Consider the following 21403-nt stretch of genomic DNA (forward strand, 5'->3'; position numbering starts at 1 on the left):
CTGCCTCCGCCGGTGTCGTCGTGGACGTCGTCAGGTCGGCTGCACGGCGACCACGGTGTCGTCCGGGTCCACCCGCAACCGGCCGAGCCGCACCCCGAACTCCACCGCCGCGTCCAGCCTCGACCCCACGCCCGCGGTGACCCGGCGGCCGCCGAAGATGCCCAGGACCTCACGCCGCAGCTCCGCCACGGGCATCCCGCCCGCCCCGCGCGCCACCGACACCAGCGCGTTGACCACCTCCCGCACCGGCACGTGCTCGAACGGCCGCTCCACCCCCTCGGGCGTCCGCCGGAAGCCGCTCCACTCCCCCGGTCGCATCCCGGCGGGCCACACCACGTCGTGCTCGACGACCAGCCCGCCGACGACCTCCAGGATCGCCGCGCGCCGGGTCTCCGCCACGCGGGCCAGGCCGAACGCGCCCGCCACCAGCCGCACCAGCCGGTCGACGTGCACCGGTCCCTCGACCCGGACCACCTCGGCCACCACGGCCGCCACCGGCGCGGCGGACCCCGGCAGCGCGTCCAGGACGGCGACCGGCCCGACGACCCGCGCGGCCCACGGCACGAACACCGACGCGTGGTCGGGCACCGCCACGCCGACGCCGACCGACACCGGGACGGTCGCGGGCACCGGTGGCTCCCGGACCGGCTCGGCCACGGCCAGGGGCTCCCGCACGGCCGTGACCAGGCGGGCCACGACGGCTCCCGGCTCGTCCAGCCAGTCGGGCAGCCACACCCGGCGCACCGCGGGCCAGCCGAGCCTGCCTTCCAGCACCTCCACCGGCAGCCCGTCGCGGTCGCGGGCGGTCAAGCGCGACGCCCAGCCCGGCCCGTCCAGCAGGACGGCCACCACGGGCACGTCGGGCGTGGCCGGATCGGCGAGGGCGAGGTCCACCCTGAACTCCGACGAACCGAGGTCGGTGGTCACCGCCAGACCCGCCGCGCGCAGTGCGGAGGCGACCTCGTCGCGGTGGCGGTCCACCACCGCGCGCCACCGCGAGGACGCGGGCAGCGCGATCCCGGCGGCCATGTCGAGGTAGGTGCGCAGGTGGCGCACACCGACCGAGGAGGTCTCCTCGGCGCGCAACCGGTCGGGGTCGAAGCTGCAGAACACCACGACCTGCCGCCGGGCGCGGGTCACGGCCACGTTGAGCCGCCGTTCCCCGCCCGCCCGGTTGAGCGGGCCGAAGTTCAGCGGCAGCACGCCCCGCTTGTTCACGCCGAACGCCGTGGAGAACAGCACCACGTCGCGCTCGTCGCCCTGGACGTTCTCCAGGTTCTTCACGAACAGGCCCTCGGTGTCGGAGTCCAGCGCCTCGACGATCCGCGGGTCGCCGCTGTCGCGCAGCAGGCCTTCCACGAAGGTCCGCTGCTGCTGGTTGAACGTCACCACGCCGATGGACGGGACCGTGGCGGGCGAGGCGTCGAAGCGCCGTCGGATCTCGGCGACGACGGCGGCCGCCTCGACCGGGTTGGTCCGCAGCGGCCCGTCCTGCCCGGAGCGGTGGAACGTCCCGTCGACCCGCACCAGCGACACCCCGCGGTCCGGGCGGGCGCCCGGCGCGGGGAACGACGCCAGCGAGCCGTCGTAGTAGTGGTGGTTGCTGAACGCGATGAGCGACTCGTCCTGGCTGCGGTAGTGCCACGTCAGCCGCTGCCTGGGCACCCGCGCCTGCACGCACTCGGTGAGGATCGACTCCTCGTCCTCCACGGCGTCGCCCGGCGCTTCCTGGTCGAAGGCGCTCTCCGCGAAGGACGTGGGCGGCATCTGCCTGCTGTCGCCCACGACCACCACGGACTTCGCCCGACCCATCGCGCCGATCGCGTCGGCCACGCGCACCTGCGACGCCTCGTCGAAGACCACGATGTCGAACTGGCCCGCCGTGGCCGGGAAGAACCGCGCCACCGAGTCCGGGCTCACCAGCACGCACGGCAGCGCCCCGGTGACCAGGTCCCCGAACTGGATCATCAGCTCCCGCACCCGGAGCCCGCCGCGCTGCCGGTTGAGCTGCCGCCGCAGCAGCCCGACCCGCCCGCCGGTGGCCGCCGGGTCGAACTCCCGGCCGCGCACGACCTGCCGCGGCAGCGCCGTGCGCAGGTGCTCCCGCACCATCCCCGACACCGACACGAACCGGGCGATGGCCCGCTCGTGCGCCGCCGGGTCGAACGACCGCATCCCGGCGACCCCGCCGCGTTCCCGCACCGACGCCTCGGCCAGCCCCAGCTCGAACGACCGCACCGCCTCGTCGGGGTCCACCTCGCCCCGCAGCACCCGCGACCGGGCGTCGTCCAGGTGCTCGTCGCGCAGCGGCTCCACGTGCGCGAGCAGCGCGAGCCACCGGTGCAGCGACCCGAGCCGGTCGTCTCCGAGCTGCCGCTCCACCGCGCCCGCGACCCACGTGGCCACCAGACCCGGTTCGCCCGCCCACTTGCCGATGTCACCCGCGCCGACCCGGCAGGCCCTGGCGAAGTCGTCCACGGCGGCCGCGGCCGCGACCACCGGCGCCGGGTCCAGCACCGCGCCGGTGGCCAGGAACGCCCGCAGCGGTCCGGCGAACCGGCCGCGCACCGGGTCCGCCGGATCCACCACGGACCCGGCCCACCGCAGCCACTCCACCCGCCGCACCAGGTGCTCCCGCCCCTCGGCGGTCAGCGGGTTCCACCCGGCGGGCAGCACCAGGCCGGGCACCTGCCGCACCGCGACCGCCAGCCGGTCGACGCCCTCGCGCAGCGCCACCAGCTCACCGGTCAGCTCGACCACGCGCTTGGGCGCCACCTTCGCGCCCGGTCGCAGCACCGCCGCCAACCGGTCCCGGACGGCGGCCAGCCGCTTGCGCCGACCCCAGAACCCCGTCGCCGCCGCCTCGCGGGCCGCCGCGTGCACCTCGCCCACCGGCAGGTCCAGCACCAGCGGCGTCACCACGTCCAGCCCCGGATGGGCCAGCACCGCGAACTCCGCGACCCGCCGCCGCACCCCGTCCACCGCCTGGGCCCACCGCGTCGTGCGCACCTCGTCCAGCACACCCAGCGGCGTCCGGTCGGTCAGCAGCGCGGCCAGGGACCGCAGATCCTCCGGCTCGCGCACGGCCTTGACCACGTCGTGCCGCGGCAGCGCCCGCAGCGCCGCGTCCGCCCGCCGGGCCGCGGGCAGCACGTCGGCCACCACCGGCTGCCGGAAGTCGTCGACGAACGCCCACGGGTGGTCCGGGCGGGGCCGGACCCGGTGGGCCACGTCGGGCAGGTCGGCGAGGACCTTGCGCATCCGGGTCGCGGTGTCCGACGACGCCGTCGCCAGGAACGCCGACGACACCGGCATGGCCTCGACCCCCTCGCCGATGGCCAGCACCGCGTCGCGCGCCGAGTACAGCGACAACCCGACCGGGTTGCGGTCGTGCAGCTGGTAGGCGTACCTGGTCAGCGCCCGGCGCGCCGACCGCAGCTCGTCCAGCCGCGCGGCCAGCCCCGGCGGGTCGGAGACCACCACGTGCTCCAGCGCGCGGCGCACCTGCTCCCGCACCGCCGCCGGGCTGCTGCCCTTGTCGTGCAGGTCCAGGCACAGCGGTCCCATGCCCACCTCGTCCAGCCGCCGCCGCACGACGTCCAGCGCGGCCCGCTTCTCCGCGACGAACAGCACCTTCTTGCCCTCTGCCACCGCGCGGACCAGCAGGTTCGTGATCGTCTGCGACTTGCCCGTGCCCGGCGGCCCCTCCAGCACGAACGTCCGCCCGGCCACCGCCTCCGCGACGGCCTTGAGCTGCGAGGCGTCCGCCGGGACCGGGCACTTCTCGGCCAGTTCCTCCAGGTCGTGCACCGCCGAGGTCGCCACCGGGTCGACGAACGCGTCCGCCGGCGACCGGACCAGGTGGTCCACCAGCGGGTTGGCCGTGAACGCCGACCAGTTCTCGTCCAGGTCCTTCCACAGCCGGAACTTCGCGAACTGCAGCACCGCCAGGTCCGCCGTGGGCTCCACCCGGAACGGCAGCCCCCGCTCCGCGATCGCCTCGCGGGTCGCCCGGAACGCCGCGTCCAGGTCGATCCCGGCGTCGTCGAGGACCGGCTCGGCCAGACCGGGGATCTCCAGGCCGTGCACCTGGCGCAGCTTCTCGACCAGGCAGTAGTTGGGCGTGGAGGACCCGGCCTCGTCCAGCCGCAGCTGGTAGCGGCCACCGCGGCCCGACGGCGCCAGCACCACCGGGACCAGCACCAGCGGCGACCGCAGGGGCCGCCCGTCGAGTTCCCACACCAGCGACCCCAGCGCCAGGTGCAGGTTGTTCGCCCCGGTCTCCTCCAGCACCGTCCTGGCCTTGTGCGCCACCCCGCGCAACCGCGTCCGGTAAGCCGCCTCCGCCACGTCCGCGTAGACCGTGCGGCGGTTCACCAGCAGGTCCACCAACTGTTCCGCGGGCAGGTCCCGTCCCGCCCTGATCCCGCGCTCGCGGTCCACGGCCGTCACCTCGTCGGACGCCCGCAGCGCCACCGCGGCGCCCTCGTGCAGGACGTCCTCCAGCGCGCCCAGCCGCTCGCCCGGCACCACCAGCGGGAGTCCCGCGCCCGCGGTGAAGTTGACCAGCCGGTTGCGCAGGCTCAGGTCCAGCAGCGCGTTCTTCCACCGCGCCACCCGCGCGGGCGCCGCCACCGCGTGCCTGGGTCCGGAGCCCGACCGGGCCACGCTCGCCACCTCCGGCCAGAAACTGGCGGTGGGCGTGTAGAAGCTGATCACGGCGTTGCCCTCGGCGTCCGTGGTGCGCGCGGGCAGCGGCACCACCCGGTCCCGCCGGGCCTGGCGCACGTCGACCACCCCGAGCACCTGGTCCAGGTCCCCGGTCAGGTACGCGTCGTAGGGCGGGCGGTGGCTGTCCCGGAACGGCGGCGAGTCCGCGCGGACGGTGACCAGCGTCGTCTCCACCAGCCGGATCCGCCCGAGGTCGACCAGGTTCACCACGTCGGCCACGTCGGTCTGCGCGGCACCGTCGAGCGAGGACTCCTCGCGCCAGTACCCGAGGAAGGCGTGCCCCTCGACCAGCCACAGCAGCGGGCCGAGCCCGGCCTGCTCCAACACCGCCGCGGCCACGACCACCAGGTCGAGGCACGTGCCGACGCGGTCCTCCAGCACCTCTCCCGGCGTGCGGACCTTCTGGCCGTCGTCGGCCCAGCTCGCGGGTGGTCCGCTGTAGCGGATCCCCCGCGTCCGCAGCACGTCGAACACGGCGCGCGCGATGTCGTCGACCCGGTCCGGGCCCGCCTGGTAGCCCTGGAGCGACGGGCTGCCGGTCGTGACCAGCAACCGGTCGGCGACGTGCCCCATCAGCTCCACGACCGCCGGGTGGTTGGGCATCACGTGGGCCGCCAGCATCTCCAGCCCGAGCGCGAGCGGACTGGCCGACCACTGCCGCGCCGCCAGCACCCGCACCCGGACCGACGCCTCCGCCCGCCGCACCCCGTCGATCTCCAGCCACACCCGGATGACGCCGGGCCGCTGCTCCTCCACCCGTGCCATCGCCAGCGGGTCGAGCGCCAGTCGCTGGTCGGTGAGTACCACGGGCCGCCCGCCGGGCAGGTCGAGGGTCCGGCTGTGCGGTTCCGCCAGCGGGCCGTGGGCGTCGACGACGTCGAACCGCACGACGGCGCCCACGACGTCCTCGTCGACCCCGTCGACCACCAGCCGGTTGATCACCGAGACCTCGTTGTGGGCCATCGCGTAGCTGATCACCGACGTGGTCTCCAGGCTCATGGACACCGGCGACCCGTGCTCCGACTGCACCAGCGACTCCCTGCTCGAACCGTTCAGCCGATCGACCTCCCCTGGTGACGGGCCGATCGACTCGGATTCGACCGGGACGCCGCCATCGTTACAGCGACCCCCGTCCGTGTTCGTCGCGGACCGCGTGCGCGGTTCGAAGGCGACGGGTTCCCGGCGCTGTCGGGCCATCGAGGTCTCCGACGCCGCGGACCGCTTCGCGGATCCCTCGGGTTCGATCGACCCCTCCGACCTGCCGGAACCCCCGGACCCGTCCCGTCGGACGGCGGTTCCTACCCGCTGTCACCGGTCGAGCACGCGCGGTACTTCAGTCAGCACTGAAACGGTAGATCCGATCAGGTTTACGATTCGCCCCGACGGGGGATCTTGTGGAGGTGATCCTTGACCAGGCGGATCTGCTGGCAGGCAGGTACAGGCTGCTCGACCGAATCGGGTCGGGCGGCATGGGTGTCGTGTGGTCCGCCGACGACCACCTGCTGCGCAGACAGGTGGCCATCAAGGAGGTCCACCCCGACCACGAGGAGCGGATGCGGCACGAGGCGCAGGTCGGCGCGAAGGTGTGCCACCCCAACGTCGTGACCGTGTACGACCTGGTCTACGAGGACGACAAGCCCTGGCTGGTGATGCGGCTGGTGCGGTCGCGGTCTCTCTCGGCGGTGCTCGCCGACGACGGGACCATGTCGCCGCGGCAGGCCGCCGCCATGGGACGGCAGGTGCTCGCCGGACTCGCGGCGATCCACGCCCAAGGGGTCGTGCACTGCGACGTCAAGCCCGGCAACGTGCTGCTCGACGAGCGCGACGACGCCCACCTGACCGACTTCGGCATCGCCGCCGACACCGGGACGAGGATGGTCGGCACGCTGTTCGGCGCGCCCTCCTACATCGCCCCGGAACGGGCCCGCGGGCTGCCGATGGGCCCGGCCTCGGACCTGTGGTCGCTGGGCGCGACCCTCTACGCGGCGGTCGAGGGCAGGCCCCCGGTGGATCGGGGCGACCCGGTGGCCACCGTGACCGCGATCGTCACCGAACGCCCCGAGCCCCCGACCCACGCCGCGGAACTGCGCCCGGTGATCGACCGGCTGCTGGCCGCCGACCCCGCGGACCGCCCCGAGGTGGACGAACTCGACCGGCTCCTGCGGCGGATCTCCGACGGCTCCAGGCCCGTGATCATCTCCAGGCCCACCCCCGAGCCCGCCAGTCTCTCCAGCGACCTCCTGGACGCCACCTCGGCCGACATCCCGAGCCCCGTCGCACCCGACGCCACCCCGACCCGCCAGGTCGGGTACCCCACCCCGGCCCGCCGCCACGCCCGCCGGGCCTCGCTCGCCCTGCTCGGCCTGTCGGTGACCGCGGCCGCCGCGGCGTTCTGGTTCGTCGGCGGCTCCCCCGCCCCCGCCACCCCGAACGCGCCGACATCGGTCGTCAACCCGCCCGCCGCCGCACCGGAGGCCGCGGTCGGCCCGATGTCGGAGGTGCCGTCGTTCGCCCCGGTCGCCCAGGCACCTGCACAGGCACCTGCACAGGCACCCGCACGAGCACCGGAGGCGTTCAGCGCTCCGATCACCACGTCGGTCAGCACCCCCGAGTCGACGGCACCCCAGGTGACCAGCACCGAGGCACCCCCGGCGCCCACCACGACCGAGGCACCGCCGACGTCAGAGGCACCGGGAACGACGGTCGAGACGCCCTCCGACGAGCCCGTGACAACCCCGCCGAACGGACCGTCCGAGGTCGAACCACTAGGGTGACCCGCCGTGGAAGCGCCCCCGTCATCCCAAGACCCCACCGATGCCCTGTCAGCGGTCCCCGTAGCCGGTTCGCGCGGCTCCGCGCCCGTGGTCGGGCACCTGAAGTTCTACTTCGGGCCGATGGACTGCGGGAAGTCGACGCTGGCGCTGCAGATCGACCACAACAACTCCCGCCAGGGCCGCCGCGGCCTCCTGCTGGTGCGCCACGACCGCTCCGGCAAGCCGCAGATCTCCAGCCGCATAGGGATCGCCCACGAGGCCGTCGAGGTCTCCGACGACGATCTGAGGCTGCTGGTGCGGGCGCAGTGGGCACTGGGGCAGAGGGTGGATTACCTCATCGTGGACGAGGCCCAGTTCCTGTCACCCGTTCAGGTGGAACAGTTGGCGGAGCTGGCGGACGAGGTCCAGGTCGACATCTACTGCTTCGGGCTCGCCACGGACTTCCGCGGTGAGATGTTCCCCGGCTCGCGCAGGCTGTTCGAGCTGGCAGACGACCTGCAGGCCATCCAGGTGGAGGTCCTGTGCTGGTGCGGTCTCCAGGGCCGGTTCAACGCCAGGGTGCGGGCGGGCCGGGTAATTCGAGCGGGTGACACGGTGATGGTCGCGGACACGGAGCAGATGCGACCTGACACGGAGCGTGGCAGTGTTCCGGAACACACCGAAACTACTGTCCGCTATCAAGTCCTCTGCAGGCGTCACTTCCGACTGGGCGACCTAGGGCCGAACGTAGCCCAAAGTGGTCAGCTTAGGCTGGCGTAAGCGCACGCTTTCAGGGGGGACTGCTCCATTCGTGTGACGAACTCACACGGTAGCTTGCTAACGCGTCACGATCCTGGCGCGATTGCATCCCTTAGTAGGACGCCTTCGTTGACGGGTGAAAGACGTCACTGTGGGCGACCATGACCGTATACCGGGGAACGAACGGACCAATCCGTACGTTGCACTCGGTGAGCAAGAAGCCTGGGCCCCGGCCCTGAGCCGAGCGAAAGGACAGCGCCATGGCCGACCGCGTTCTACGTGGCAGCCGGCTCGGAGCAGTCAGCTACGAGACGGACCGCAACCACGACCTAGCCCCGCGCCGCGTCGCGAGGTTCGCCTGCCCCAAGGGGCATGACTTCGAGGTTCCGTTCTCCGACGACGCCGAACTGCCTCCGACCTGGGAATGCCGCCTCCACGGCACCGAGTCGAAGATCATCGACGGAGTCGAGCCGGAGGCCAAGAAGATCAAGCCGCCGCGCACCCACTGGGACATGCTGCTGGAGCGCCGGACCATCCCGGAGCTCGAGGAGCTGCTCGACGAGCGGCTCGAAGAGCTGCGTGGACGGCGTACCCGAACCGCCTGACCCAGAGCACGTCCAAGAACGACAAGGGGCCGCCCACCGGATTCCGGTGGGCGGCCCCTTGTGCTGTTCGGGGACTACTTGGCGGTGCCGCTGGGCGTCTTCGCCTTGGGGGCGAACACGGACCGCAGCTGGTTGCCACGGCGGCGCAGGCCCCACTTGGTGACCCGGATCAGGGCTTCGCGCACGACGTTGCCGCTCATCTTCGACTCGCCGATCACCCGGTCGGTGAAGGTGATGGGCACCTCGACGATGCGGAAGCCGAGCTCGTGGGTGCGCCACGACAGGTCGATCTGGAAGCAGTAGCCCGAGGACGCCACGTTGTGCAGCTTGAGCTTGCGCAGCACCTCGGCCCGGTACACCCGGAAGCCCGCGGTGATGTCCTTGATCGGCGCGCCGAGCGCGATGCGCGAGTACAGGTTCGCGCCGCGGGAGAACACCTCGCGGGACTTGGGCCAGTTCACCACGCTGCCGCCGGTCACGTAGCGCGAGCCGATCACCAGGTCCGCGCCCGCGGCCGCGTCGAGCATCCTCGGCAGGTCCTCGGGGGCGTGGGAGCCGTCCGCGTCCATCTCGACGAGGAACTCGTAGCCGCGCTCCAAGCCCCAGCCGAAGCCCGCGACGTACGCCGCGCCGAGTCCCGCCTTCTCCGTGCGGTGCAGCACGTGGACGCGGTCGTCCGCGGCCACCATGTCGTCCACGACCTGTCCGGTCCCGTCCGGGCTGCCGTCGTCGACCACGAGCGCGTGCACCTGCGGCAGGGCCGCGTGCAACCGCTTCACGATCTTCCCGATGTTGTCCCGCTCGTTGTAGGTCGGGATCACCACCAGCACCGGCCCGAGCTCGCGGTCAGGCTGCGCCTGCTGGTCCGTCATCCGTTTCCTCCTCGCCGGGGCCCCGATCGGGCTCCGGACGCGCTCCTCGTCGTGTTTGGGCAATGCAGAACGCCAAGGCCAGCAGCCCGAGTGCGGACATCACCCACTCGGGCCAAGCACCAAGCCGAGTGGCCAGCGTAGTCTGCCCGCGCAGCGGCAACCTCTCGACCAGTGCGGCCGGGGTGAACATGCCCGTGCTCTGGCTCACCGAGCCGTCCGGGTGCACCATCGCGCTGACCCCGCTCGTGGCCGCCACCACGACGGCCCGGCCGTGCTCCACCGCGCGGACCCGCGACATCGAAAGCTGCTGGTAGGTCATCTCGGTGTAGCCGAAAGTGGCGTTGTTCGTGGGGATCGCGATCAGGTTCGCCCCGGTCTTCACGTTCTCCCGGACGATCTCGTCGAAGGCGACCTCGTAACAGGTGTCGAGCGACACCTTCGCCGGTCCCATCGTGAACCCGCTGGGGTCGGTGCCTGGCTGGAAGTTGTTCGCGCGGTCGACCAGCTTGGTGAAGATCCGGAAGAACGACCGGTAGGGCATCGTCTCGCCGAACGGCTGGAGCTTGCGCTTCGTGTACTGGTCGATCGGCCCCTGGACCGGGTCCCAGAGGATCACCGTGTTGCGCGGCAGCCCGTCGTCGCCCAGGACGACCGCGCCCACCGCGATGGGCGCCTTGATCGCCTCGGCCGCCTGCTGGATGCGGACGGCGGCGTCGGGGTTGCGGAACGGGTCGATGTCGGAGGAGTTCTCCGGCCAGATCACCAGGTCCGGCTGCTCCTGCTTGCCGTTCGCCACGTCCTGCGCGAGTTCCTCGGTGCGCTTGACGTGGTTGTCCAGCACCGCCCGCCGCTGCGAGTTGAAGTCCAGCCCCGCCCTCGGCACGTTGCCCTGGATCGCCGCCACCACGGCGGTGCCCTCGCTCGGATCGGTGCCCACCACCCCGTTCGCCGCCAGTCCCGCCGCCAGCGGGACGACCACCAGGAGCGCGGCGGGCCAGTCCCGGAAGTTCCGCGCGACCGCCGCCGCCCCGAACCCGGTCAACACCACCGCGAACCCGATCAGCGGCGCGCCGCCCAACGCCGCCAGCGGCAGGTACCACCCCTCCGGCTGCCCGAACGCGATCTTCCCCCACGGGAACCCGCCGAACGGGAACACGCCGCGCAGCGCCTCGTCGGCCACCCACAGCAGGGCGCCCCAGAGCGGCGCCAGGGGCAGTTTCCACACCACCGCCATCGCGGCGGTCCCCAGTCCGATCAGCGCCGCGCAGGCCAGGCTCAGGGGCAACCAGGCGATCGCCCCGACGAACTCCCCGGTCCACGCCAACAACGGCACCAGGAACCCGAGTCCGAACAGGACACCGAACCCGAATCCCGCCCGCGCCCGACGGCCGTGCAGCACCCACCCGAGCAACGCGAAACCGAGCGGTGCCAACCACCACACCGTGCGCGGCGGGAAACTCAGGTAGACGAGCACCCCACCCGCGACGGAGAGGGCGACTCGGAGCAGGAATCCACGCACGTCGCGCTCACGACGGCTGGGCGGGATGTCGGCGACGGGCAATTCCGCCGCCACGGGGGTTGCGACCACCCGATGAGGGTACGAGCCCGAGGTCACGACCCGGTGTGGTCGGGTGCCAACCTGACATCGAGGTGCGGGGCGAACAGGACTCGCAAGACATATGCCCCACAAGGCCGGATACGGATTCCGAGCGCCTCCGGCCTGGCGGTCCCACCCCGATCCGGAGCCATCCCTTGTCGGACAAGGTTCCCAGGAGGTCCGACGATCAAGCACCTCCACCTCGAACCCCATCTCCGCCCGAGGTTGCCTCCCCACCCCCATGACAACTCCCACACACCCCTGACCCACTAGTTCAGGGTCATCACCGATGCCCTCGTGTTTGACCACGGGCACTCTTGAGTCATGACTTCCACGTTGACGAGGCCCCAGCACAAAAAGGTGATCGCCGGTGTGTGCGCCGGCCTGGCCGACCGCTTCGGCATGAAGCCCAACACGATGCGCTTGATCTTCGTGTTGTCCTGCCTGCTCCCCGGCCCCCAGTTCGTCGTGTACCTGGTCCTCTGGGTGATGATGCCCAAGGCCGGTTACTGACCCCTCCCCTCCACCCCCGATAGGATCGTCCGCACACGACTACGGGGGTGGCGGTGCGGCGCTGGGTCTTCCTGGTGCTCGGACCGCTGGAGGTTCGGGACGGCGGGCGGGTGATCACCATCCGCTCCGCCAAGCAACGCGTCCTGCTGTCCGCGTTGTTGGCCACCCCCAACGAGTCCGTCCACGTCGACGAGCTCATCGACCACCTCTGGGGCGCGGGTGCGCCGGGTGCGGCCCGCGGCACCCTCCAGACCTACGTGATGCGCCTGCGCCAGTTCCTCGACGACGGCACGGCGCGGGAGATCGTCCGCACGACTCCCACCGGCTACTCGATCCACGTCGACTCCGACCAGCTCGACCTCACCAGGTTCCGCGAACTCCGAGCCGGGGCCCGTGCCGCTGAGGAGTCCGGGGACCTGGACGCCGAGTCCGCGCTCCTCGACGAAGCGGTGGGCCTGTGGCGCGGTCCGGCCTTCGTCCAGGTGCCGTCCCGGCGCGACGGGACCGCCGACGCGGACCGCCTGGACGAGCAGCGCTGGGAGGCCGTCGAGCGCCGCAACGAGGTGGAGCTGCTCCTCGGCCGCCACGAGAACCTGGTCGACGAGCTGCTGGCCCTGGTCGCGCTGCACCCGTTGCGGGAACGCTTCTGGGCGCAGCTCATGTCCGCGCAGCACCGCGGCGGCCGCCAGGCGCAGGCGCTGGACACCTACCGGCGGGCCCGCGAGGTGCTGGCCGAGGAGCTGGGCATCGAGCCCAACGCCGAGCTGCGCAGGCTCCACCAGTCGGTGCTGGCCGGGCGGACCGGACCCGCGTGGCTGCCGCCCGCGGTGCCGGACTTCACCGGGCGCGCCGCGGAGGTCGAGGCGATCACCTCGGGGCTGCGGGGCGTCTGGACGATCACCGGCCTCGGCGGTGTCGGCAAGACGACGCTGGCGGTGCACGTGGCGCACCTGGTCCGCGACGACTACCCCGACGGCCAGCTGTACCTGAACCTGCGCGGCACCGGGGTGGGCCCGGCCGAGGCGCTGGACCGGCTGCTGCGCGGCCTCGGTGTGCCGGGCAGCGCGATCCCGGCGTCGCTGGACGACCGGATCGGCCTCTACCGCGACCGGCTGGCCGACCGGCGGGTGCTGGTCGTGCTGGACAACGCCGCCGATGAGGCCCAGGTCCGCCCGCTGCTGCCGGGCACTCCGACGGCGGCCGTGCTGATCACCAGCCGGACCGCGCTCGCGGGGCTGGAGGGCGCGAGGGTGGTGCCGTTGGAGGTGTTCCCCGCCGAGGACGCGCTGGGCCTGCTGCGCGGCGCGCTGGGGGCGAAGCGGGTGGACGCCGAACCCGAGGCGGCGCGGGAGATCGCCGGGTACTGCGGCAGGCTGCCGCTGGCGCTGCGCATCGCGGTCGGCCGCCTGGTGGCCCGCCCGCACTGGCGGCTGGCGCAGCTCGCGGGCAGGTTGGAGGACCAGCGCGGCAGGCTCGACGAACTGCGGGTCGGCGACCTGGACGTGCGGGCCAGCCTGGCGCTGAGCCACGACGGCCTGGACGCGACGCGGCGGAGGCTGTTCGGGCTGCTGGCCAGGCTCGACTGCCCGGACTTCGCGGCCGGTGTCGCCGCTCCCCTGCTCGACCTCGGGCTCGACGAGGCCGAGGAGCACGTCGAGGCGCTGGTCGACGCCCGACTGGTCGACTTCGCGGGGCGCGACACCCTCGGGCGGCAGCGGTACCGGCTGCACGACCTGGTGCGGGTGTTCGGCCGCGAGGTCGCCGACGACGACCCCGCTCCCCTGCTCAGGCTGTTCGACACGTGGCGCGACCTGGCCGAGCGGGTCAACGCCGACCTGCCGCAGGAGGCGTTGCGGCTGCCGGAGCGCGAACGCCCGTACTCGGAGCTGGCGGCCCGGCTGCCCGCGGACCCGGTGGCGTGGCTGGACGACGAGTGGCTCGGCATCCGGGCGGCGGTGGCGCAGGCCGCCGAACTGGGGATGGCCGAGCAGGTGTGCGGGCTGGTGATCGCGACGGGGGCGTTCTGCGACCTGCGGGCGCGGTTCGACGACTGGGAGTGGCTGATCGAGGTGGCGCTGCCGTTCGCGACCCGCGACACCGAGCCGGTCCTGGTGCAGCAGCGCGGGATCCTGCGGGTGCGGCAGCACCGGTTCGACGAGGCCGAGGCGGACTTCGACCGCGCGCGGCTGGGGTTCGAGGCGGTCGGCGACGACTGGGGCGCCGGGTACGCCTGGTACGCGTCGGGGTGGATGCACGAGTGGCGCGGCCGGCCGGAGCGGGCGCGCGAGTGCCACCGGCAGGCGACGGTGCGGTTCAGGGCGTCGAGCAACGCGCACGGCGAGGTCGAGGTGCTGGCGTCGCTGGGCGCGATCGCGCGGCGGGCGGGCGACTTCGACGAGGCGCTGGCGCACCTGACCCGAGGTCGCGACCTGGCCACGGTCCTGGACGACGAGCGCGGGGTGTTCGGGGCCGTGCTGGAGCTCGGGCGGCTGCTGCGGTTCACCGGCGAGCTGGACACCGCCGCCGAGCACCTGGCGACCGCGCTCACCCTGGCCGAGCGGATGGGCGACCCGGACATGGCGGCGATCATCCGGCTGTTCCTGGCGGACGTGCTGCTGCGGGCCGGTCACGAGGAGGTCGTCGACGAGCTGGTGCGGCAGGCGCACGCGTACCTGGAGGAGCACGACGACCGGGTGGGGCTGGTGTGGTCGTGGCGGCTGCTCAGCGCGCGTTCCGCCGACCCCGCGATCGCGGTGGGGTGGGCGGAACGCGCGCTGGAGGCGTCGGTGGAACTCGGCCTCGACCCCGAGGTGGCGCGGTCGCTGTGCCGGTTGGGGTACGCGCTCACCGACGTCGGGCGGCACGACGAGGCGGACCGGGCGTGGTCGGAGGCCTCGGCGCTGTTCACCGGGGCGGGCTTCCACGCCGAGGCGGCCGAGGTGCCGGTTCAGGTCAGGTAGAGCACGGTGGTCAGCACCAGCCCCCCGATGGCGATGAGCCACGTGTACGGCAGGGTCGAGGCCATCACCCTCTCCGGGCGGACGCCCGCGTACTGGGCGCTCCACACGGTCTGGGTGCTGGTCGGGTCGGACACGCCGAGCACCTGCCCGTAGGAGGCCATCAGGCCCAGCACGGCGGTGGCCGGGTAGACGCCGCCGGACACCAGCACCCCCGCGACCCCGGCGCCGAGGCCGTAGATGTTGAACGGCCCCCGGTACAGGCACAGCGGGACCAGCGCGGCGAACACCAGGACGAACAGCAGCGTCCCGGACGGGCTGAGCGCCGAGACGATCGGCGTCAACGCGCTGACCGCGCCGGGCAGCCGCACGGCCGAGAGCAGCATGCCGATCGCCACGAACAGCACGATCGGCGGCGCGGCCACGTCGAACGCCCGGTAGAGCGAGCGCAGCGCCCTCTCCCCCAGCTTGCCGGGTCGGGTCGTGGTGACCAGGGCGAACACCACACCGGCCAGCAGCGACGCGACGATCGGCACGTGGAAGCCGAGTGCCAGCACGATCGGTACGAGCGGCGAGACGAGCGCGTACCAGGGGGCGTCGCCGCGGCGGACCCGCGTGGACGGCTTGGCGTCGAGCCGGACGGCCCACGCGTGCCGCGCGCCGCGGCGGCGGGTCTCGACCAGGATGTAGAGCAGGCTGCCGACCAGGACGATCGGGAACAGCCTGAGCTGGAAGGACCGGACCTGCTCGATCGGGAGCTTGATCGCGTCGGACAGGAACTGCCAGCCGATGAGGTCCAGCGGCAGACCGGTCGCGATGCCCATCAGGACGGTGCCACCGGCCACCACGGGCCGGACGCCGACGGCGATCATGGCCGGGATGCCGACCACGCCCGCGAGCATCGCGGCGGGCGCGGAGCCGGTGATGCTGCCGCACAGGACGGCGACCACGTAGACGCCGACGGCGACGACCGCCGGGCGTTCACCGCCGAACTCGACGATCTTGCGCACCAGCGTGGCGGCGATGCCGGTGTCCTCCATCAGCGTGCCCAGCCACGAGCCGAGCAGCACCGCGACCATCGTGGCGGCCAGCAGGGTCGAGCCGGTCTGCAGGACGGTCGTGCCGACGCTGTTCTTGTCCCCCAGCACCGAGGCGCCCGCCAGCAGGGCGATCACCACTGCCAGCAGGCCCAGCGCGAACGCCGTGGGCAGCACGCGGGTGAGCATCAGGACGACCCCGACGGCCATCACGGCCAGGATTGCGTACCCCACGGGTCAACCTCCGAGTTCGGCTAGCGCGGCGGACAGCTGCAGGGGGCTGCGCCGCAGGCCGCTGGCGCGGTGGGCGTAGCGGTGGGCGACGACCTCGTCGGCGCCCACGACGTGACCTCGGACCTTCAGCGAGCCGACGCGGCAGACGACGTGGTCGAGGCGGCGGCGCAGGGCGCGCGCCAGCCCGCCGTGCAGCCGGTGGTGCGCGACCTCGTGCGCCACGGCGGCTTCCCGGAGCGCTTCGGGGGTGACGTCGGTCCAGCCCTTGCGGGCGGCGACGTCGGCGAGCAGCGCGAGGCTGTCGGTGTGGACGGTCACGGTGCGCGTGCGGGCGTCGTACTCGGCGAGCGTCACCAGGCCCCCGGTGACGCCGTCGGACTTCTCGACGACGTGGACGTCGGCGGGCTCCACGGGCAGCTCGTCGGCGAACTCCAGCGCGGTGGCGGCCCAGGAGCGGAGCTGCTCCTCGGTGCGGTTCTCGTGCGTGGGCGTGGCTCTCAGCAGTGCCACGGCCAGGTCCTCGTCGGTCATCCGCGGTCCTCCAGGATGGCGACCAGCGGCTCGTCGGGGGTGCGGGACTTCAGCTCGGCGCCGATGAGCGCGACGAGCTGGTCGCGGTCGAGCACGCCGGACAGGTCGGCGATCTTGGGGCCGACCAGCAGCCACACCGCGGGGGCGCGGCTGCCGCCGTCGCCGACGCGGGTGTGCTCGTCGACGAGGCGGGCGAGCGTGCCGGAGGCCTCGCCGACGCTGGTGCGCTCCACGTGGGCGTTCGCGCTGTGCAGCCGGACCACGCCGTCGGTGTCGACGACCCGCACGTGCTGCGCGATCGGCCGGAACCGGCCGAGGAACCCCTTGGGCCTGCTCCGGGCGCCCAGGGCGCGGTGGTGGCCGGTGCGGGCCAGCTCGCTGACCTCCCCGCCGGGCACGCCGAGGGTGCGGGCGACGTCGGCGAGCACCTGGTCCTCGTCCGCCACGGCGGCGCGGTCCTTGGTGCGCAGTTCGGTCGCGCCGGTGGCGACGGCGAGGATCAGGTTGCGCTGCGGGTCGACCGTGACGTCGACCTCGACGCCCGCCGGGTCGGCGCCCTGGGTGATCACCGCCTGTTCGGCCTGCGCGCGCACCGCCAGGATGTCGGTGTGCGACGGGTTGGGCACGATCTTCTCGACCGACTCTCGGACCAGGGCGAGCGCGGCGCCGAGCGGGCTGATGACCTCGCTGTGCGCGGCGATCCGCCAGTCCAGTCCGGACTCGGCGCCCAGGAACGGCGTGACGGCCGCGGCCCCTCCTCCCCCGCCGACCAGGCTGAGGGTCGCGCGGTCGAGGCGGTAGCCGTCGACCAGGTCGTCCACGACGGCCCGCACCGGCTTGACCGCCTGGCGCAGCACGGCTCCCGCGGCGTCCTGGATGGACAGTCCGAGGGTCTTGGCGAGGGGTTCCAGCGCGTTCCGCGCGGCTCGGGGGTCGCAGTGCGCGTAGCTGTCGTCGGGCACCACGCCCAGCGCGTTGGCGGCGCAGGTCAGGGTGAGCGCGTACCGGGTGCCGTCGGGCGTCTCCAGCGCCGCGTAGTCCGCGGGGTCGCCCTCCCGTGGCGCGATGGTCACGAGCTTGGCGTCCACCAACGCCCCGGCGGGGGCGAAGCAGGCGTAGGCGAGACCGGCGATGTGCGCGCTGCGCGGGCCGACTGCGCACACGGACGTGCCGTCGAGCCGGACCAGGGATCCGCCGCCGACGCCGACCGTGCGCACGTCCAGCGCGGGCAGGTAGGTCTCGCGGCCGCCGAGCCGGGCGTGCCGCACCTGCACCCGGCCGCGGCGAACGACGCTGATGTCGGTCGACGTGCCGCCAGTCTCCAGGAACACCCCTTCGCTGAGCCGTTCCCCCATCAACGCCCCCGCCACACCCGCGGCGGGTCCGGACAGCGCGGTCAGCAGCGGCCGCTTCCGCATCTCCGGCAGGGACATCACGCCGCCGTCGCCGCGCATCACCATCAGCGGCGCGGTGATGCCCGCCGCCGCGACGCTGCGCTCGACCAGGTCCGCGGTCTCGACCATCCGCGGCATGATCCCGGCGTTGAGCACCGCCGTGCGGGCCCGTTTCGCCAGCCCGTACAGCCCGGTGATCTCGTGCGTTGCGGTGGCGAGCAGCCCCTGGGACCGGGCCTGCGCCACGACCTCCCGCTCCCCCAGCGGGTCGTCGACGCTGAACGGCTGCACCGCCACCACGACCTCGGCGCCCTCCTCCACGACCTTGGCCACCGCGGCCTTCACCGCGACCGGGTCGTCGGCGTCGCGCAGCCCGGCGTACCGGACCGGCAGCCCCTTGCCGGGGGTGAGCTGGAGCTTCGCGAGCCCCTTGAGCCGCCCGGTCGCCCACGACTCGAAGCCGCGGCCGATCCCGACCACCCCCACGGTCGCGACGTCGCCCTCCAGCAGCGCGTTCGTCGCCTGGGTCGTGCCGTGCGCCAGGAACGACACCGCGGAGGCGTCGATCCCGGTCTTGTCCTGCAACTCGCGCAACGCCGCCAGGATGCCGTGCGCCACGCCGTCGGCGTGGTCGTGGCTGGTGGGGACCTTGACCTGGCCGAGCAGGGCGAACGTCGTCGCGTCCACGGCCACGGCGTCGGTGAACGTGCCACCGACGTCGACGCCGATCCGGACCGGGTGTGGCTCCATCGCGAACACCTCCGGTGAATTCATGGGTCAGTAGCCGCGCACGTCGGGCCAGTGGCGTTCGACGCCCGCATGGTCCAGGAGTTGGGCGAACTCGTCGTGCAGCTTGGTGTCGGCGCGGATCTGCCGCGGGGACCTGCCGCGGCGCAGGGCGAAGCCCGCGAGGTGGCCCGCGACCTCGCCGACGTTCCACTCGACGGGGTGGAGCCGGTAGCAGCCGTTGGTGATGTGGGTGGTGCCGATGTTCTTGCCCGCAGGCAGCAGGTTGTCGACCCGTTGCGGCAGGAGCGCGCCGAGAGGGATCTCGAAGGGGACGCTGGCGATGTCGACGTAGCCGTCGCCCGCGGTGGAGGGGTGCAGGTCGATGCGGTAGCTGCCGACGCCGACGGAATCGGCGTAGCGGGTGCGTTCACCGGGACCGAGCAGGTCGAGGGACACGTCGTGCTCGGTGATCGTGGTGACGGCCCTGATCCGGCGGGACTCGCGGACGTAGGCGGACTTGGCCAGGCCGTCGGCGGTGCCCATGACGTCGTGGCGCAGCCGCAGGCCGGGGAAGCCCGTGCCACCGTCGACCCGCGGCGCCTCGGTCTGCAACCAGTGCAGGACCGACAGGGAGAGCTGCTTGGCCTCGTCGTGCGCCTTGGCCACGGCCGCCGCGTCGACCACGCCGGGGATCTCCAGGGCCGGGGACAGCCAGTAGTCGTTGAGGGGCCAGTTGACCAGCGTGATGTCGGAGTCGAACGCTCCCGGCTGGTGGATCCCGCGGGCCAGGATGCGGCGGAACGCCCACAGCTCCTTGTCGCCCGCGTCGGCGCTCTGGTCCGCGGTGACGGCCAGCGGGTCGGTGTCGGGGTTCGGTTCGAACGTGCGCGCGACGGGTTCGAGGGTGCGCGGGTCCGGGGCGGTGAAGCCGAGCAGCGGGCCGGGCCAGAACGCCGGCCGGTAGGAGCGCCAGAAGTCGTACATGCGCGGCCGGTCGACGACGTGGTCCTCGCCCGCGTGGTGGGACAGGGCGAAGCAGTAGGTGATGCCCTGGAGGTTCGTCGGGTCGGCGACGTCCGGGGCGTGCGGCTCGTCGTGCTCGGCCCGCGACTCCGCCCCCACGACGTGCTCGACGCCCGCCATCGGCAGCAGGTCGCCGTTCTCGGTGGCGTCCAGCACGTAGTCCGCGCGCACCGTCACGGTGCCGCCGTCGTCGTCCACCAGGTCCACCGCGTCGACCGAGTCGCCGGTGGTGTGCACGCCGGTCGGCCGGTGCCGGGTCAGCACGGTGATCCGCCCGGCGCTGCGGTGCGGCGCCAGGGCCGCCTCCAGCACGGCCAGGGCCACGCGCGGTTCGTGGCAGAGCTTGCTGACCCGTCCCGCGCCGGGGTTCAGCTCCGCCAGCCGCATCGCCTCGGCGCGCAGCGGGTAGTGCCTGCGGTAGTAGTCGCGGATGCCCTCGCGGACGCGCCGGTAGGAGGCGGTGGCGCCGAACCGCTCGATCCACGGGTTCTCGTCCGGCGGCACGCCCTGCGCGGTGAGCTGGCCGCCGATCCAGTCGGTCTCCTCGGTCAGCACCACCCGGTGCCCCGCGCCCGCGGCGGCCAGCGCCGCGGCCACTCCCCCGAGGCCGCCCCCGACGACGAGGATCTCGGTGTCCAGTTCGGTCATCGCACGTCCTTCACGGTGGTGCCCGGCACCGGGGTGCAGGGCAGGAGCTGGTGGAGGTCCTTCGGGTCGCCGGTGATCAGCTCGACCAGCAGTTCGACGGCGCGGCGGCCCATCTCGCGGCGGGGCACCTCGAACCCGGTGACGTCCTCGCCGCCCTCGGGTGGTCGGCCGAGCACGGCGTAGGACAGGTCGGTGCCGTCGACGGCCCTCCGCACGGCGAGGTAGGCGGCGTCGGTGTCGGTCTCCTCGACCACGACCGCGGTGACCCCGTCGTGCAGCCACTCCTGGGCGGTGGTTCCGTCGACGTCGGTGCGCACGACCCGGCAGTCGATCCCCGCCCTGGCGGAGGCTTCGACGACTCCGCGTTCGCGGTCGGTGGACGAGGGCGCGTCGTCGTTCTCGCGGACGTACCGGATCACCCGGTGGCCGTGCCCGACGAGCTGGTCGACCACGGCGGCCGACGCGGCCACGTAGTCCGCGCCCACGAACGGGATCCGGCCGTCCAGCTCGTCCCGGCGTCCTATGTAGACCAGCGGGAAGTCGGTCTCGACGAGCTTCTCGATCGACGCCACGGGCACGTGCCGCCCGAAGAACAGGCACCCGTCGGCGATCTTCGTCCGCCGGATCGCCGCCTCGTCGTGCGTGCGCTCGCCCCGGCCGTCGGCGCCGGTGAACAGGATCAGGTCCTGCCCCAGCGCGGCCGCCTGCTCCTCGACCCCGACCAGGATCGGGTAGTAGGAGTCGGCGACGTCGGTCGGGAACGTGGCCTTGAACGTGTACAGGCCGAGCATGTGGTTGCGCCTGGACGCGAGCCGCGTGGCGACCGGATCCGGTACGTAGCCCAGCTCCTCGGCGGCCGCGAGCACCCGCAGCCGGGTGTCCTCGGCCATCCGCACGCTCCCCCGGCCGCCGAGGACGACGGAGACGGTGGCTTGCGAGACACCCGCCAACGCGGCGATGTCCGCTTGCCGTGGTGCGCGGCGCGTCATGGGCCCTCCCGGTGCTAATGCGGATTAGCGA

13 protein-coding genes are annotated in these 21403 nt (G+C 73.2%); 5 read left to right on the forward strand and 8 right to left on the reverse strand.

Going from position 1 to position 21403, the window contains the following annotated elements; translation table 11 throughout:
• Positions 1-30: 30 nt before the first annotated feature.
• Positions 31-5760, reverse strand: a complete 5730-nt coding sequence (locus RM788_RS00575) for an anti-phage protein ProA (protein WP_315929421.1) — start codon at positions 5758-5760, stop codon at positions 31-33.
• A 371-nt stretch (positions 5761-6131) separates the two neighbouring features.
• Here RM788_RS00575 and RM788_RS00580 point away from each other — a divergent pair, with 371 nt between their 5' ends.
• The 3 genes from RM788_RS00580 (at position 6132) to RM788_RS00590 (ending at position 8848) form a co-directional block, all read left to right on the forward strand.
• Positions 6132-7505, forward strand: a complete 1374-nt coding sequence (locus RM788_RS00580; protein ID WP_315929422.1) for a serine/threonine-protein kinase — start codon at positions 6132-6134, stop codon at positions 7503-7505.
• Between the two features lie 6 nt (positions 7506-7511).
• Entirely contained in the window at positions 7512-8264 is a 753-nt protein-coding gene (locus RM788_RS00585) for a thymidine kinase (protein ID WP_315929423.1), read from the forward strand.
• 239 nt (positions 8265-8503) lie between these two features.
• Positions 8504-8848: an RNA polymerase-binding protein RbpA gene (locus tag RM788_RS00590; RefSeq protein ID WP_106194336.1), complete on the forward strand. Its 345-nt coding sequence runs from the start codon at positions 8504-8506 to the stop codon at positions 8846-8848.
• A 74-nt stretch (positions 8849-8922) separates the two neighbouring features.
• Here the strand turns inward: RM788_RS00590 and RM788_RS00595 are convergent, their stop codons facing one another.
• Positions 8923-9720, reverse strand: a complete 798-nt coding sequence (locus tag RM788_RS00595; RefSeq protein WP_315929424.1) for a polyprenol monophosphomannose synthase — start codon at positions 9718-9720, stop codon at positions 8923-8925.
• Positions 9695-11308, reverse strand: a complete 1614-nt coding sequence (gene lnt, locus RM788_RS00600) for an apolipoprotein N-acyltransferase (protein ID WP_315929425.1) — start codon at positions 11306-11308, stop codon at positions 9695-9697. The genes RM788_RS00595 and lnt overlap by 26 nt, the downstream gene beginning before the upstream one ends.
• A 333-nt stretch (positions 11309-11641) precedes the next feature.
• Between lnt and RM788_RS00605 the strand changes: the two genes are divergently transcribed.
• Together RM788_RS00605 and RM788_RS00610 are read left to right on the forward strand one after the other, a co-directional pair.
• Positions 11642-11830: a PspC domain-containing protein gene (locus RM788_RS00605; protein WP_106194347.1), complete on the forward strand. Its 189-nt coding sequence runs from the start codon at positions 11642-11644 to the stop codon at positions 11828-11830.
• Between the two features lie 53 nt (positions 11831-11883).
• On the forward strand, positions 11884-14790 hold the full coding sequence (locus RM788_RS00610; RefSeq protein WP_315929426.1) for an AfsR/SARP family transcriptional regulator: 2907 nt from the start codon (positions 11884-11886) through the stop codon (positions 14788-14790).
• Here RM788_RS00610 and RM788_RS00615 read toward each other — a convergent pair.
• From RM788_RS00615 to RM788_RS00635, 5 genes are read right to left on the reverse strand one after another with little or no spacing between them, the layout of a single operon-like run.
• Complete coding sequence (locus RM788_RS00615; RefSeq protein WP_315929427.1) at positions 14778-16058, reverse strand: transporter; 1281 nt, start codon at positions 16056-16058, stop codon at positions 14778-14780. The genes RM788_RS00610 and RM788_RS00615 overlap by 13 nt on opposite strands.
• 3 nt (positions 16059-16061) lie before the next feature.
• Entirely contained in the window at positions 16062-16589 is a 528-nt protein-coding gene (locus RM788_RS00620) for a hypothetical protein (protein ID WP_315929428.1), read from the reverse strand.
• Positions 16586-18733 (reverse strand): hydantoinase/oxoprolinase family protein, encoded by a 2148-nt coding sequence (locus RM788_RS00625; protein WP_315929429.1) that lies wholly within the window; start codon positions 18731-18733, stop codon positions 16586-16588. Before RM788_RS00625 ends, RM788_RS00620 begins: the two co-directional genes overlap by 4 nt.
• Positions 18734-18760: 27 nt before the next feature.
• Complete coding sequence (locus RM788_RS00630; protein ID WP_315929430.1) at positions 18761-20383, reverse strand: FAD-dependent oxidoreductase; 1623 nt, start codon at positions 20381-20383, stop codon at positions 18761-18763.
• A complete protein-coding gene (locus RM788_RS00635; RefSeq protein WP_315929431.1) occupies positions 20380-21372 on the reverse strand; it encodes a LacI family DNA-binding transcriptional regulator in 993 nt (330 codons plus the stop codon). Before RM788_RS00635 ends, RM788_RS00630 begins: the two co-directional genes overlap by 4 nt.
• Positions 21373-21403: the final 31 nt, after the last annotated feature.

It is taken from the genome of Umezawaea sp. Da 62-37, assembly GCF_032460545.1.
Lineage (GTDB): Bacteria > Actinomycetota > Actinomycetes > Mycobacteriales > Pseudonocardiaceae > Umezawaea.

Excerpts from the sequence above, each read along its gene's own strand:
- RM788_RS00595 (WP_315929424.1), bottom strand. The coding sequence starts at position 9,720 with ATGACGGACCAGCAGGCGCAGCCTGACCGCGAGCTCGGGCCGGTGCTG.
- RM788_RS00605 (WP_106194347.1), top strand. The coding sequence starts at position 11,642 with ATGACTTCCACGTTGACGAGGCCCCAGCACAAAAAGGTGATCGCCGGT.
- RM788_RS00620 (WP_315929428.1), bottom strand. The coding sequence starts at position 16,589 with ATGACCGACGAGGACCTGGCCGTGGCACTGCTGAGAGCCACGCCCACG.
- RM788_RS00590 (WP_106194336.1), top strand. The coding sequence starts at position 8,504 with ATGGCCGACCGCGTTCTACGTGGCAGCCGGCTCGGAGCAGTCAGCTAC.
- RM788_RS00630 (WP_315929430.1), bottom strand. The coding sequence starts at position 20,383 with ATGACCGAACTGGACACCGAGATCCTCGTCGTCGGGGGCGGCCTCGGG.
- RM788_RS00635 (WP_315929431.1), bottom strand. The coding sequence starts at position 21,372 with ATGACGCGCCGCGCACCACGGCAAGCGGACATCGCCGCGTTGGCGGGT.
- RM788_RS00625 (WP_315929429.1), bottom strand. The coding sequence starts at position 18,733 with ATGGAGCCACACCCGGTCCGGATCGGCGTCGACGTCGGTGGCACGTTC.